17 protein-coding genes are annotated in these 15,058 nt (G+C 27.0%); 4 read left to right on the top strand and 13 right to left on the bottom strand.

Features of this window, described 5'->3' with window-relative positions; all coding sequences use genetic code 11:
* Positions 1 to 94 precede the first annotated feature (94 nt).
* A complete protein-coding gene (locus BRSU_RS01675) occupies positions 95 to 850 on the top strand; it encodes a PilZ domain-containing protein (protein ID WP_048593481.1) in 756 nt (251 codons plus the stop codon).
* Positions 834 to 1,436, top strand: a complete 603-nt coding sequence (locus BRSU_RS01670; protein WP_048593480.1) for a 5-formyltetrahydrofolate cyclo-ligase — start codon at positions 834 to 836, stop codon at positions 1,434 to 1,436. The genes BRSU_RS01675 and BRSU_RS01670 overlap by 17 nt, the downstream gene beginning before the upstream one ends.
* A gap of 22 nt (positions 1,437 to 1,458) precedes the next feature.
* Here BRSU_RS01670 and BRSU_RS01665 read toward each other — a convergent pair whose 3' ends face one another.
* A complete protein-coding gene (locus BRSU_RS01665) occupies positions 1,459 to 1,974 on the bottom strand; it encodes a chemotaxis protein CheW (RefSeq protein WP_048593479.1) in 516 nt (171 codons plus the stop codon).
* A 310-nt stretch (positions 1,975 to 2,284) separates the two neighbouring features.
* Here BRSU_RS01665 and nhaC point away from each other — a divergent pair, with 310 nt between their 5' ends.
* Positions 2,285 to 3,703, top strand: a complete 1,419-nt coding sequence (gene nhaC, locus BRSU_RS01660; RefSeq protein ID WP_048593478.1) for a Na+/H+ antiporter NhaC — start codon at positions 2,285 to 2,287, stop codon at positions 3,701 to 3,703.
* 308 nt (positions 3,704 to 4,011) lie between these two features.
* Here the strand turns inward: nhaC and BRSU_RS01655 are convergent, their stop codons facing one another.
* The 4 genes from BRSU_RS01655 to BRSU_RS01640 form a co-directional block, all read right to left on the bottom strand.
* Positions 4,012 to 4,617: a hypothetical protein gene (locus tag BRSU_RS01655; protein WP_048593477.1), complete on the bottom strand. Its 606-nt coding sequence runs from the start codon at positions 4,615 to 4,617 to the stop codon at positions 4,012 to 4,014.
* 2 nt (positions 4,618 to 4,619) lie between these two features.
* Positions 4,620 to 5,999 (bottom strand): AAA family ATPase, encoded by a 1,380-nt coding sequence (locus tag BRSU_RS01650; RefSeq protein WP_048593476.1) that lies wholly within the window; start codon positions 5,997 to 5,999, stop codon positions 4,620 to 4,622.
* A 92-nt stretch (positions 6,000 to 6,091) separates the two neighbouring features.
* Positions 6,092 to 6,310, bottom strand: coding sequence for a DUF2905 domain-containing protein (locus BRSU_RS01645; protein WP_048593475.1), 219 nt, complete (start codon positions 6,308 to 6,310; stop codon positions 6,092 to 6,094).
* A gap of 3 nt (positions 6,311 to 6,313) precedes the next feature.
* On the bottom strand, positions 6,314 to 7,000 hold the full coding sequence (locus tag BRSU_RS01640) for a potassium channel family protein (RefSeq protein ID WP_048593474.1): 687 nt from the start codon (positions 6,998 to 7,000) through the stop codon (positions 6,314 to 6,316).
* 185 nt (positions 7,001 to 7,185) lie between these two features.
* Here BRSU_RS01640 and BRSU_RS01635 point away from each other — a divergent pair, with 185 nt between their 5' ends.
* Positions 7,186 to 7,848, top strand: a complete 663-nt coding sequence (locus tag BRSU_RS01635; protein WP_048593473.1) for a hypothetical protein — start codon at positions 7,186 to 7,188, stop codon at positions 7,846 to 7,848.
* 72 nt (positions 7,849 to 7,920) lie between these two features.
* Here BRSU_RS01635 and BRSU_RS01630 read toward each other — a convergent pair whose 3' ends face one another.
* The 8 genes from BRSU_RS01630 to map all read right to left on the bottom strand — a co-directional run bounded on the left by BRSU_RS01630 (position 7,921) and on the right by map (position 15,052).
* Positions 7,921 to 8,259: a hypothetical protein gene (locus BRSU_RS01630; protein WP_014488815.1), complete on the bottom strand. Its 339-nt coding sequence runs from the start codon at positions 8,257 to 8,259 to the stop codon at positions 7,921 to 7,923.
* An 88-nt stretch (positions 8,260 to 8,347) separates the two neighbouring features.
* Positions 8,348 to 9,325 (bottom strand): ankyrin repeat domain-containing protein, encoded by a 978-nt coding sequence (locus BRSU_RS01625; RefSeq protein WP_048593472.1) that lies wholly within the window; start codon positions 9,323 to 9,325, stop codon positions 8,348 to 8,350.
* A 65-nt stretch (positions 9,326 to 9,390) separates the two neighbouring features.
* Positions 9,391 to 9,969, bottom strand: coding sequence for a GNAT family N-acetyltransferase (locus tag BRSU_RS01620; RefSeq protein ID WP_048593471.1), 579 nt, complete (start codon positions 9,967 to 9,969; stop codon positions 9,391 to 9,393).
* A gap of 412 nt (positions 9,970 to 10,381) precedes the next feature.
* Positions 10,382 to 11,263 (bottom strand): L-serine ammonia-lyase, iron-sulfur-dependent, subunit alpha, encoded by an 882-nt coding sequence (gene sdaAA / locus BRSU_RS01615; RefSeq protein WP_048593470.1) that lies wholly within the window; start codon positions 11,261 to 11,263, stop codon positions 10,382 to 10,384.
* 25 nt (positions 11,264 to 11,288) lie between these two features.
* Positions 11,289 to 11,963 (bottom strand): L-serine ammonia-lyase, iron-sulfur-dependent subunit beta, encoded by a 675-nt coding sequence (gene sdaAB / locus BRSU_RS01610; RefSeq protein ID WP_014488819.1) that lies wholly within the window; start codon positions 11,961 to 11,963, stop codon positions 11,289 to 11,291.
* A gap of 159 nt (positions 11,964 to 12,122) precedes the next feature.
* A complete protein-coding gene (locus tag BRSU_RS01605) occupies positions 12,123 to 13,049 on the bottom strand; it encodes a hypothetical protein (protein WP_048593469.1) in 927 nt (308 codons plus the stop codon).
* A gap of 152 nt (positions 13,050 to 13,201) precedes the next feature.
* Positions 13,202 to 14,032 (bottom strand): tetratricopeptide repeat protein, encoded by an 831-nt coding sequence (locus BRSU_RS01600; protein WP_048593468.1) that lies wholly within the window; start codon positions 14,030 to 14,032, stop codon positions 13,202 to 13,204.
* Between the two features lie 225 nt (positions 14,033 to 14,257).
* Complete coding sequence (gene map / locus BRSU_RS01595; protein WP_048593467.1) at positions 14,258 to 15,052, bottom strand: type I methionyl aminopeptidase; 795 nt, start codon at positions 15,050 to 15,052, stop codon at positions 14,258 to 14,260.
* Between the last annotated feature and the right edge of the window lie 6 nt (positions 15,053 to 15,058).

Raw genomic sequence — 15,058 nt, 5'->3', positions numbered from 1 at the left:
GAATAACTAAAGGCTTCTATTTTTTTACTTAAAATATTGCATAAATAATAAATTATGTTATACTTAATAAGAAGTCTTATCAGGAGAAGTAATAATGGATAAAGAACAAGTAAAAGGTGTAATTATAGAAAATAATCCTTCTATTTTAACTAAATATAAAAATGCTTTTAATAATATATTTGATATAAGCACTTTTAATGATACAAGTTCTTCTTTAGGGTATATAATAGAAAATAACTTAAACATATATTTTTACATAATAAGATACTCTGAAAGTGAAAAAGACAGTATTAATTTATTTGTAGAAAAAGTAAAGAAAATTAATCCGCAAATAAAATTAGTAATTACAGAAGTATCAGATGATTTTGATGAATCTGTATATCCATACGCTTTAATATTCCGTAGAAATACAGATGTAAGCGTAATAGTACAATCCATACAAAATGAAGTTTCAAAAATATTAGATGACGGAAGTAAAAAAAGAAGACAATATTCAAGAGTTAATTGGCCATTAAATGTTATTATAGCATATAAAGATAAAATCAGAGGAACTATAGATAGAAATATCCTTTCTATAAGCGGTAACGGAGCTTACATATCATCTGATACTAATATTCCTGATAAAGGCGATATGTTAGGTCTTACTATATCTTTTAAAGACTTCAAATTATTTACTGAAGCTAAAGTAGTTTGGATAAATAATGAAAATCAAAAACCTGATTTGCCTAAAGGTTTTGCAGTACAATTTATTGATATAGGTATGGCATCACAAAAAATTATTGACCAAATTATTAGAGATAAGCTATTACAAGAATTATTAGTAGAATTAAAAGATGAAAACTTCTCCTAATGAAAGCAATATTAAAGAAGCAAAAAATTTAATAAGAGAATCCTTTAAACTCATTAGAAATAATTTAGATTCGGATTTCATTAAAGAAAAAAGTACTGTAATCTTTAAAAAATTTAGAAATATAGTAAATATTAATAAATTTAATTCTATATCAGTATATATAGATTTCAATAATGAAGTACCGACTAAAGAAATAATAGAATACGCTTTAAAAAATAATATCAAAGTATCTGTGCCTTTTCTTATAGATAATCATAATATGAAATTAAAATATATCAATGATTATAATAAAGATATAAATAAAAATACAAAATTCGGATGCGGTGAGCCTTTTGAACACTGTAAAGACTGTAATATAAATGAAATATCTATGTTTATTATTCCGGCTTTAGCTTTCGATGAAAAATGCAATAGACTCGGATTTGGAAGAGGCTATTACGATAATATGTTAAAAAGAAATAAAAATGCCTTAAGAGTAGGCTTAGCTTATGATTATCAGATACTTCCATCAATACCTAAAGATGATAATGATGAGATATTAGACATTATTATAAGCGAAAGTAAAGTAATAACTGCCACTTTTTAATTATTAACTCTAATTTTTAATCTTAACTTTCAGCGGAAGCAGGTTCTTCCTCTTCTTCATCTGTAGTAAACAATTTTTCTAGGTCTAAAACAACTAATAATTTATCTTCTAATTTACCTACACCTTTAATGTATTTTTGACCTATACCTGAAAGCATTGGAGGAGGAGGCTGAATATCAGAATTAGAAATAGATACTACCTTAGAAATAGAGTCAATAATTATTCCCATATCCACATCTTCTATTTTTACTATGATAATACCTGTATTTTTATCGCCTTCTGTTTCTTCTAAATTGAATCTCTTTTTTAAGTCGATTATAGGTATAATATTACCACGCAAATTTATTACACCTTCAACAAAATCTGGGGCATTAGGAATAAGAGTAATCTTTTCCATCTTGATTATCTCTTTAGCCTGCATGATGTCTATGGCATACTCGCCGCTGCCTAATCTAAAAGTAACAAGGTTTGTACTATCTTCGAGATCAACTCTATTTTCGGTACTTTCAATAGATTGTTGCTCTGTCTGCTCTGCCATTTTTATTATGCCTCCATAAAATTTACAGTTGTTCTATTATCGGAAATAATTTCTTATTTTTTATATATACAATAAATATTTGCAATTAAAAAATCTGAAACGAATTTTGTAACTATTATCATTTTATTATATTTTTTGTTAAAAGTCAATCTATATATAAATTTTATTATTTTATTATTACTATAAAAAAATACATTCTTTACTATAAATAATAAAAATTACTTATAAATATTGACATCATAATAAAAATATGTTATATATTGTTGTAATATTAATCATTACAATGTTTTAGAATATACGGAGTATACCCATGAATATAAAAAAAATCAATACATTTTGGAAGTTATTTCCACTATTATTCATACTTATAACTGTTTTAATCTTCACTGTAAAATACGGTGTTCCTATAGAATTTTTACTTACAATAGGCACATTAATAGCCTGCATAATAGCACATTTTGCAGGATACAAATGGAAAGATATGGAAGAAGCCTTCATAAAAAAGATTGTAGATACTTGGCTTGGTGTACTAATATTTATATTAATAGGTATAGTAGTTGGTTCTTGGGTATATTCTGGAACTGTACCTATGCTTATATACTATGGAATTAAATTAATTCACCCTTCATTCATACCTTTAATGGCATTTGTTATAACATCTTTTCTATCTATATTTACAGGTACTTCTTGGGGTTCTGCTTCTACTGCAGGAGTAGCATTCATAGGAATCGCACAGGCTACAAATACACCTCTTCCATTGGTTGCAGGTGCTGTTATAAGCGGTGCATATCTTGGTGATAAAAACTCTCCTATATCGGATACAACTGTTTTAGCCGCTCTTGGTGCTGGAACTACTTTACAAAATCATATAAAAACTATGCTTGTAAACACTATACCATCTGCAATATTAGCAGCTATTGTTTTTACTATATTAGGTTTCAATGCCTCCCCTATTAACTCTGATATTCTCAACTTAAAAGAAGCTAGTGAAATATTAACTTCATTAGAAAATATATACAATTTCAACATCTTTTTGCTTATCCCTCCAATATTCGTACTTATTGCAAGTGTGAAAGGAGTTAATCCTGTAATAACTATGTTCATTGGAAGTTTAATTGCAATAATATTAGGAGCGATATTTCAAAACTTTGGATTTATTAATGCTATGAAATCATTTGTAACGGGTTTTAATATTTCTATGTCGCCTACAGTTAATCCTGAAAGCATACCTCAAAATCTTCATACATTACTAAACAGAGGCGGAATGATAAGCACTATGCCTAGTGTATTATTTTTGATACTTGCTCTTACTTACGGAGCTATGCTTCAATTAATAGGTACTTTAAATACTTTAATAGAATTATTGGTGAAAATAGTCAGAGGTGCCAGAAGTTTAATATTTGTAACTTGGTTTACAACATTCACTATAAATTCAGCATTGAGCAGTTTACAATTTACTTTTTTAACTTTAGGCGATGTATTAAAAACAGTATACGACAAATACAATGTTAATAGAGGCGTACTTTCAAGAACTATGGAAGAAGGCGGAACTCTTACAGAGGTTTTACTGCCTTGGACTGTTACAGGAGTTTATATGACTTCTATACTTGGAGTGCATACTTTACAGTACATGCCTTATTCATTTTTTAATTTAATTAGTATAGCTATATCTTTTATTTATATGCTTACTCTGCCGAAATTTGCTGTACCAATCAATAAGGGCAATTAAAAAATTGAAATATACCTAAACAAATATACTTTGTCAAAAATAAATTTATATTTTTATTTTTATATCTGGGGCTTTGCCCCATACCCCAGTTCTTTTATTGGTATAAAAGAACCAAAAGAACTGCATTTTAGTATAAATTTATAATATATCCTATATTTAATAAGTATTTTTAAAATATAAAGTTCTAGTAATTGCGTTTTTTGCAACTTTTTTGTGCGGCAAAAAAGTTGATAATTCTATATAAAGTGTATCGGTTAACAAAGTTAAAAATTTTCAGTATATATTAAAATAAATAAATTGTAATTGAACTATAAAAAAGATATATTCAATCCATATTCTTCTGAATGGTATTTTATACTATAAGTTTTATTATGCTCAAGTAGTTTTATTTTTAATTTCTTTTGTTTAAATAGCCTTGAGTCATTACTGACAACTAAAAAATCTTTTTTATATATATCTTTCGGAATTCTCTTATTAGATAAATCTTTTCTCATAATTGATGGATTAGTTGTTTCATTTATTACAAAATACAAATATATTTTATTAATCTTAATTCTTTTAAAATAAGAAAATACAGCTAAAGCTCTTAAACAAGCACCTTCAAATTGTTCTTTTAATGTTTTATTCTTTTTATATGCAATACTAAATTCAAATATATGCATATCATATATTCTTGATTCTGTTTCTTGAATAATAACTTTATCAGCACACTTTTGATTTTTTAAATAAGGAAATAATTTATTACCTTCTAATGTTTTTATTGCTAATGAATTATTAAAGACTTCTACATTTACAGAAACATTTTTATCTTCTAAAAAATATTTATCATTATCATAGTCATAAAAAAAATTTTTATCAAATACTTTACTTAAAACTTCCCTAAAAACTTCAGGATAATTTTCATACCATTTCATTATTATAATTCTTCCTGAAAATCATATATTTCATCTGATATTTTTTTTAGTACTTTATTGAAAGTAGGAACTTCAAAACCGTACTCTGAACTTTCTAATTTTGTAACTTTTGTAAATCCGTCTTCTTCAATATCAAACTGATACATTCTAACCTTATCTTCTGAAATCAAATCGTCCTCATCATATCCGTATTTATTCATCAAATATTTTTTTCTTTCTTCATCATTTGAATTTAATTTAATCATATTATTTATATGCTGAATAATAGTATCGCTGTGAGTTGTAATTAAAATATGAATATAACTATTAACTAATTTAATAAAAACTCTTGTTAATTGCTGCTGAAGTTCTGGATGTAAGGAAATTTCTGGTTCTTCCATAATCAATCTTTCTTTAATAAAACCATATTTCAAAAATAAATATAATGGTGCTGTTTCTGTTATAACAGCAGATGATAAATACATTGGAAATGATGATCCTTTATTAAAATTTGGTATATAATAAATTCCGCCTGTTTCCTGATTAACATTTATCTTACCATCAATAATATTATCTTCTATTAATGAAACTATTTCTTTAAATCTATTTTCCTCTTTTATTTTACCTGAAAGATCTATTAGTTTTTTTAAAAAATCCTGCCAAGTATTAGATAATAATTCTTCTTTAATTAAATTATCATCAAAAGAATTTATTTTATTAAACTTATCAACATAAGATTTTAATATATTATTCTTTGTTGATAGTAATCCTGTTCTTGATACAGGAAAAAAAACTATATTAGCACTCATATATAATGATATATCAAAATGAGCTCTTATCATAAAACTCATTATAATATTTATTATATTAAAGCGATTTTCTTCTAAATCACTATAACTAATAATTCTGTTATAATCAAGTTCTATATTATAAAATTCTTTATTATCTATTTTTCTTTTATTAATTTCTATATAAATTTTCTCATTTATGTAACATGTAAAATCCAAATTTATATAATCTAAATGAATAATATCTGAAGAATTAAATATATAATTTATTAATTTATTAGAATATTTATTTAATAAAAAATTAAATAATTTTATAAAATCTTCTTTGTCTTCCAAACTTAAATTTACTTCTTCATTTTTATCAATTATATCATTAATAATATTTGTTACTTTTTTATATTCATTTGAGTTTTTAATTTCATCCGTATATTCAAATATATCGTATATTATCTTAGAAGTATATTTTATTAATCCATAAACTAACGTTGACAAATAAGTTTTACAGCTGTTGTTGTCGCCGACAAAAAGTGTGAATGGTGCTAATTCTATTTCTGCTTCTTTGATTTTAGCAAAATTTTTAACATATAGTTTAGGGTATTTATTTTTTTCTGACATAATAATTCTTTATACATTTATTTTTTTAAAATTATATAATATATTAAAAACTATATCAATACAAAGTAAATTCTTATATAATAGAATATATATTATTTAAATCTAGATAGCAGCCACATTATAAAAGATAATAATACACTGATTATAATACAGCTGACCAATGGAAATGAAAAAGTAAAATTCTCTTTTTTAATCATGATATCACCCGGAAGTTTGCCGAAAGGAATTTTTATATTAAATAAAAATAGTATGCCAATGATTATTGATATTATACCAATAACTATAAAAAGTTTAGCAATTTGAATATTCATTTATCATTCAGCCATTTTTTTATACATCTTTTCTATATCTTTATCATGACCTGCAATGATAAGTATATCACCTTCAACCATAGCTACATCAGGATCAGGAGTACAATCTACAATAACTTTTTTCTCTCCCAATATTCCTACAGTTTCTTTCTTTATGGCAACAACATTGATTTTGTATTTCTTTCTCAAATCAAGTTCTTTTAAATTTTTACCGGCAAGTCCGCCATGAACAGGGAATTCTACTATAGAGTGATATTCAGTAAGATCATAAAGAAGAAGAGTATCACCTACTTCAAGCTGTTCTGCAATATGCACTCCCATAGACTCTTCAGGGCTTACCAAATGGGTTATTCCTATCATACTTAATATGGCTCTATGCTTTTCATTAGAGTATCTTGCTATGATATTTTTTACATTAAGCTCTTTTAAAAGTAATGCTGTTAATATACTTGTCATCATATCTTCACCTATTGTAAGTATGACAGCATCAAATTTATTAATCTCAATGGCTTCCAATGCTTCTTTCTGAGTAGAGTCCAAACGCATAGCCTGAGTTACATTATTTTTTATAGCTTCTATTTCATTTATATCATTATCTATAGCAAATACCTCTATAGAAGGTTTTGTCATAAGTCTATTAATTAATGCCTTGCCTAAAGTGCCGATTCCTATAACAGCATACTGAAGCATATCAATCCCCTAATAGTTTATTTAATATTTTATTATTATAGAATAATATAAAAATTTGTCAAAAACATTATTAATTAAATTATAATAAATTACATACTATTGTTTTATACATTTGATACTAAAAACATAATTATTTTTTACTCAAAATAAACAAAAATAATAATTGATAAGAGGATTAAAAAAATATGAAAAGAATTATATTAATCATAAGTATTTTATCAGTATTTGCAGTAGCATGCGGCAACAAAGCAACAGGACCTGCTACAGGAAGTAAGCCATTAACTACTAATGTACCAAGCGATGATAAAACAGTAAGAGATGGTACTCCATTAGCCAGTTGGAATGGAAATAGCCAGTCTATAACAGTAAACGCTTCAGTTGCTGGTAATCAGGCTGCAGCTGCTCAAGATGGATATAACTTGTTAGAAAGATTATATTCTACTACTTGGTATCAGTCTGAAGAAGAAAGTGATGACGGAAGATTAGAAACAGAAGAAACATTTGTATTCTTTAATGAAAATTCTGAAATGATTGAAAGAGAATATGAAAATGGAATAATTGATGGAAGAGATGACTATGCTACATTAGAATATATTGAAGCAGTTAATATACCTAATGCTCAAGCTAACAAAGATATGAATGCATGTATAGTTAGAAATACAGAAAATGGAAAATATGAAAATGATACAGAATATGAAGGCTACTATTTAGTTGATAGAGATACTTTATATATAATTGACGGCGATAATCAAGATGACGTAAAAAGACAATTAAATGAATTAATAGGTGGAAATACTCAAAAATACAGAGAAGATAAATATGTATTATCTACTAAAGCATTAAATTAATACTGATAAATAACTAAAAAATAGAGGGACTTAAAAAGTCCCTCTTTTTATTTTAAACAAATAAATAAAAAATTAATCGTCTTCATTAGCTTGATAATTTAATTTTACCAAATAATCTATTTTATCAACAACTTTAGTGAAAGGTTTTTCTACACTGATTAAAGCTCTTTCAACATCATTTCCGTCTTCATCTTCAATATATATATCATAGTAAAGTTCTTTATGATCATATTCATTTTCAAAAGTAAGCCTTATAAATATAAAATTATTAATATTAATTCTATCCATTTTAGGCTCATACTCTAAACGCTTAATTTCAGTGTTTAGTAATTCTTTTCCTAAATTCTCTACTATGATCTTGTAAATAGATTCAAGCTCTTTTCTTATATAGTGAACATTGTTATCAAACATTATAAAACTCCAAATAAATATATAGATTTTTCCAATATAATAAATATACCAAAATAAAATAATTTGTCAAAGGAATTTATCAATATTATTAATATTTATCCAATATAGAAGCAACTTCCTCATCGCCTAATTCTCTAGCTATATTTGCCAAATCTTTAGCTTTTTTCTTGGCAAGATTAGGATTAGCATTATTTTCAAGCAAGATTAAAGCAGCCTCAAAATTACCATTTTCAATAGCATAAGATAGAGCTGTTTCTCCGTCTTTATCTATCATATTTACATCAGCACCATTCTCAAGTAAAATACTAATAGCCTCTATAGATATTTCTCTTCCAGCGAAAGATATTAAAGGTGTTATTCCAGCTAAATTAGCTTTATTAATATTAACTGTCTTGGATAATACTTTAACTGTTTCAACATCATTCGCTAATAAAAGAGGTGTTATTCCTTCATCAGACACAGCATTAATATTAGCACCATTATCAACTAAAAAAGCAACTATGTCGGAATTAGAATTATCAGCAGCAAAGAATAAAGGAGTCCATCCATAATTATTAACCGCATTAACATCTGCTTTAGCCATTACCAAAAGCTCAACCACATTAAAATTACTGTCAAATATTCCTATACCTTGTCTAGACCATATATCTGTAGCATATAAAAGTGCTGTATAATTTCTTTTATTTTTTATATTAACATCAGCATTATTTTGTATAAGGGCATTTACTAAATCAGCATATCCATAATATGAAGCTATCATTAAAGCTGTAGTACCTTCATCAAAGGTTACACTAAGATCATATTCTGTATCTTCTGCATTTACTATATTCGTAGTTTCTGTTAAAGTATTATTTATATTGCCTGAACTAATAAGATTTTTTATTATATCTATACAAGGACTTTCTTCATATTCTGCTATAGCATCTTCTATAGATAAATCCTGAACTATATTTCCGCCTTCCATAGATGTTTCATCATTTTGAATATTTTCATCAACATTGACATCAGACTTTTGAGTGCATGATAATAGTATTAATAATAAAAATGTGCATAAAATAAATCTCATAACAGCCCCCAATAGTTATTTACATATTGAACTATTATCTATATATTATCATATATTATTATCAATTACAACATATTTTCTACAAAATGATTTGTATATTTATTCGAGTAGCCTTTATAAACTCTTTTATTATAATCATCTAAATTTAACTGATACATTCTAAATATAACTTTTATATTTTTGGGCTGATATAATTCCTCATAGCTATATTGATAATGCATTCCTAATTTTTTCATTACTTCACCGCTTGCAATATTATTTATATCATGAGTAGCTGTTATATATTTTATATTATCTTTCTTTAATTCTTCTATAACTCTTTTTGAAGCCTCTGTAATTATTCCCATGTTCCAATATTCTTTTTTAAGTCCGTATCCAAAATCATTATTGTCATTATTGTTTTCAAGATGTACATAACCTATAGGTATATTATTTTCTTTTAAACATACTGCATATCTATAAAAGTTATGATTATCATTTGTATTTAAATAAAATTTTTGTAAATGTAATTTAGTTTCTTCTAAACTTTGAAAAGGAAACCATGGAAGATATTTATTAACTTCTTCATCAGATAAAATACTAAATAAAGCTTCAGCATCATTGATATTAAATTTTCTTATTATAAGTCTTTGTGTATTTAACATATTATTTTCTCAGTATAATGAATTAATTACATTTGCCCGCCCTTTAGGCTTTTTATATTCTCTGGTATTTACACATTATTTTTCTTCTTTGCATTCTTTAGTCATTTTTGCTGCCCGCCCAAATCTTTAAAAAAATTATGGCATCTTCACCGCACGCAGAGTAAAACTAAAAAATATAGATTTATTTTTAATTCAAATTTATTTATATTGAAAATTTAGCTAAACGTGCGTTAATTAAATTTTAAATTCTTAAAAAAATTTGGGTGGGTGCTAAAATTTCTAATTGAGCCATAAAGATAATGAAAATAAAAATTCAAAATAAAGTAATAAGGAATAAAGGGTGGGGTTCAAAATAAAATCTATATAAAAAAGCCTACAAAAAATATTTGTAAGCTTTTTATATATTATAAGATTATTTATTTATTTTTCCTAAAAGCTTTTCAGCAATAGCACGACCTGTAGGAGTATTGGCAAGCCCCCCTTGAGAAGTCTCTTTAAATCTCTCATCCATTCCATCACCAACTTCTTTCATAGCGGATACAACCTCATCAGCCGGTATAACGCTTCTAAAACCAGCACAAGCCATCTCAGCAGAAACCATAGCATGAACAGCAGCCATAACATTTTTACCCATACAAGGCACTTCAACAAACCCTGCAATAGGATCGCATATAAGCCCAAGCATAGCTGATATAGTAAGAGCAAAAGCATCAGCACATTGCTGAGGAGTTCCTCCCATAATCTCAGCACAAGCACTAGCCGCCATACCTGCAGCAGAACCGCATTCAGCCATACATCCACCTTCAGCACCTGCAAATGTTGCTATCTGTGCTATAATATCAGCTAATCCAGCAGCTGTAAACATTGATTTTACTACTTCCTCTTTTTTATATCCTCTATTTTCACATACGGTAAGTACAGCAGGCATTACGCCGCAGCTTCCTGCAGTAGGAGCAGCTATTATCTTACCCATACAAGCATTATAACCGCTTACAGCCATTGCAGCAGTTACAACCTCACCTACTGTTTCTCCCAATATACTTTTTTTATTCTTATAGAATTTCTCTACTATCTCAACACATTCATTTTGCAAACCAGTTACAAAATTGAATTTATCCTTTTTACCATTCTCAACAGCAGATTTCATTATATCATAATAAGAAGTCATATTATTAATAACAGTCTGCCTATCTGTTTTTTGAGACTGAGCCTCTATATCTATTACTATATCGCTTATTTTCACTTTTTTTTCCGTAGCTAAAGCCACTAATGATTCTATAGATTTTATATCCATAATATTTTAATACTCCATATAATATTTAATATAACTTATCTAAAAATACAAAGTCCCTTATATTTTCTATTTTTCTTATTTTTTCCTCTATATCTTTTGATATAACATCAGTCATACCAATAACAATAATAGCATATCCTCTATTAGGACCTTCAAATTGAGGAGTTACATTCATATTTTCAATATTTATACCCTTTTCAAATATAATAGAAGTAACTTTGGCTATAATACCCGGAACATCTTTATTAACTATAGCAATAGTAGGGAAATCTCCTTTATAATGCACTTCTATACCATTAACTTTATCCAAAACTATCAATCCTCCGCCTATAGAAGAAGCTAATATATCAATCTCATTAGTTTCGCCTTTAGCTTCAATATATACTGTATTAGGGTGAAAAGCCTCTCTTAATTTTGTAGGAATAAACTCATATTTAAGATTAGCCTTTTCAGCAAAACTGTAGCTATCTCTAAGTCTAGGGTCATCAGTTTCAAAACCCAAAAGTCCTGCCAAAATAGCCTTATCAGTTCCATGACCTTTCCAAGTTAGAGCAAAAGAACCATGCAAATATATTTTTGCCTCTTTTACATCTTCACCCAAAATCTTCTTAGCAAGTTTGCCAATACGGCAAGCCCCAGCTGTATGAGAACTTGAAGGCCCTATCATTACAGGACCTATTATATCAAATAATCCAGCCATATAATTCCCTCCATTTCATAATTATAATTTAACATAATAAATAATTTTTGAATATAGTTTTTTATTATTTTTTATTTATGATAAATAAAAAAATACAAATATTGTTAAAAAGCACAATTAATCTATAGATAATTACTATTAATAAGAATATTTATAATATTAGAATAATAAACTTATCTCAAGTCCAACCTTAGTTTCGTAAACAAAGTAACTAGATGCTCCTCTAGGCTTTCCATAACCAATCTTCAAAGACACAGCATATCTATAAAACTCAACACCAATACCAAAATTAACAGCAGCATGCCAAGGGTCTTTTATAAATCCAAGTTTATCTTTCTTATCTAAAATAGCAGCGATATTTATTCCTGTTATTAAGCTGATTTGATCTTTATATAAAGGAAATCTATAATCTAATCCTGTATGTATTCTAAATAACTGCGGACTATTTCCTACAGCATTATAAGAAATTTCAGAACCTAAATAAACACTGAAATTTTTAATATAATAATAAACCGCTATAGAACCAAATTCATAACTGCTTCCTCTTTTTATTTGAGTATCTCCTTTGAATCCGTCTACCCAATGTGTGGATTGATGGTACATAGGTATGAATCTTATTTTCATATTAATTCCAACAAGATTTTGAAGCCATAAATCAGCAAATACCATAAACTGCCCTGAAAAATCATAAACATCAAATAATCCGACGTTTCTTCCAAGTATAGAAATATCCATGGATCCTCCCATACCTACAGAAAAATATTTATTTCTATAAAACATTATTTCACTTGCTAGACGTCCTTCTACATATACAGACACAGACTTATAATCCCAATTCAAATCTGTAGCAATAAGAGATAAATTTTTATCTACATTAAAGTTTTTAGCAAATAATATTCTGCCTATAAATGCTCTAGGATCCTGCCATCCCATATAATATTTATCAACTTCATATATACGAAAAGGATTACTGAAAGTATAGTCATATTCCAAATAATTTAAATCGCTATTTAATTGATTTTCCTGAGAATATAAATTCAATGAACTTAATAATATTAACAATATTAGAATTAATTTTATTTTCATTTTACATCTCTTAATATTTATTTACTATAAAGCATCATATTTTAATATAATAAACACTTTTTGACAATAGAAATAAACTAAAATTATAAAAAATAAAAGAGCAATAATATAAAATATATCATTGCTCTTTATTATAGTTAAATATTTCAAAATTAATTTAATTTTTTAGGTATTCTAACATTCTTTAATGCCTCTAATCTTTGAACTATAGCCTTTTGAACATCAAAATTGCTAGGCTCAACATTATCAAAATCATACTTAATAGCAAGCATTAAAGTTTCTTTTTCCTGTACATAATTACGCATTCTTCTATATATTAAAGACATTCTGAAAAGAGATAATTTCTGTCTGTATCCATTAATATAAGCTTGTCTGTAATAATCTACAGCAGAAGTTCCTCTATTTCTATTTCCATAATGTTCTGCTAATTTGAAATATATTCTTCCTTTTTCATAATTTTTATATGTATTTTCAGCCATAGTAATAATCTCTTTTTCCATAGCAGCATAATTGTTTTCATCTATTAATTTTTCATATATGTATAAAAGACTGAAATATGCATCTAATTTATATGCTGGTATAGTAAGATTAGTTGATAAATTTATAGCTTTTTTGTATTCCTCTATAGCTAAACGATAAGAGGCAGCTCCGCCTTGTTCTGCAGGATTACCAGCTTCTTTTTCATATATTAAACCTAAAAAATAATGTGCATCAGCATTATCAGGATAATACATCAAAGTTTTATTCATTATATATAAAGCATAAGGAATGTCTCCTCTATGTATTGCTCTTTTGGCTTCTCCTATATATACCCAAGCAGGCTCTAATTTACCACTGAATAATGATCCATAAGCATTTGTATTAATTTCTACAGTTCTCACTGTATCTGCTGTTCTATTAGGTGTATTAAGGGATTGCCCCTGAGCATATATTGATAAACAAGTCAATACTAATATACTAAATATAAAAAATATACGTTTCATAAGCTAAATCAAAAATAAAGTTTTATTATCTAAAGTATCGGTATAATAAATTTTTACATTATATTATTTTTTTATTTTCTTATATACTGTTTTATATTTAAGAGCATTCAAATTTAATATTTTATTATTAAAATATATACTAACTTTATAGCATTATTTTTATTAAAATCATAAAAAAACTCTATTTAACAAACATTAAATAGAGTTTAATTTATTCTCATTTATTCATTTACCTAAATATTTATTGACTATCTCATCATCTTCTAAAGCGGTTAGTATTTCAACACCATCTTCTTTTACAGCTACAGTATGTTCATAATGCGCCGATAGAGAACCATCCCTAGTTATGATTGTCCAATCATCATCTTCTATTAGAATTGCATGATGTCCCATATTAACCATAGGCTCTATTGCTATAACCATATTAGTTTTAAGTATAGGCCCTGCTCCTTCTTTTCCTCTATTTGGTACGGCAGGCTCTTCATGCAAATTAGCGCCTACTCCATGACCTTGAAACTCTCTTACAAGAGAATAGCCTGCATCTTCAGCAGTTTTTTGAATAGCATGAGAAACATCACCCAAATGAACGCCGTCTTTTATCTTTTTCACACCATTAAAAAATGACTGCATAGTAACTTCAATCAATCTTGAAGCCTCTTCTGATACATTTCCTACTTTGAAAGTAAATGCTCTGTCTGAATGGTATCCTTTATAATATACGCCTATATCAAGACCTATGATATCGCCATCTTTTAAAATCTTCTTTTTGCTCGGTATTCCATGTATTACTTCATTATTTATAGAAGAACATATAGAACCAGGAAAAGGAGGATTACCATAGCCTTTAAATGAAGGTTTGGCATTATGTTTTCTTATATAATCATAAACAAATTTATCTATTTCTTTAGTAGAGATTCCCGGCTGAATTATCTTTTCAACTTCTTTAAATACATTAGCCAATATATGTCCGCTTTCACGCATTAAATTAATTTCAGCTTGTGTTTTTATTTTTATAGCCATTTATGA

This window comes from Brachyspira suanatina, assembly GCF_001049755.1.
GTDB lineage: Bacteria > Spirochaetota > Brachyspiria > Brachyspirales > Brachyspiraceae > Brachyspira > Brachyspira suanatina.
This window is presented reverse-complemented; position numbering and strand designations above follow the sequence as displayed.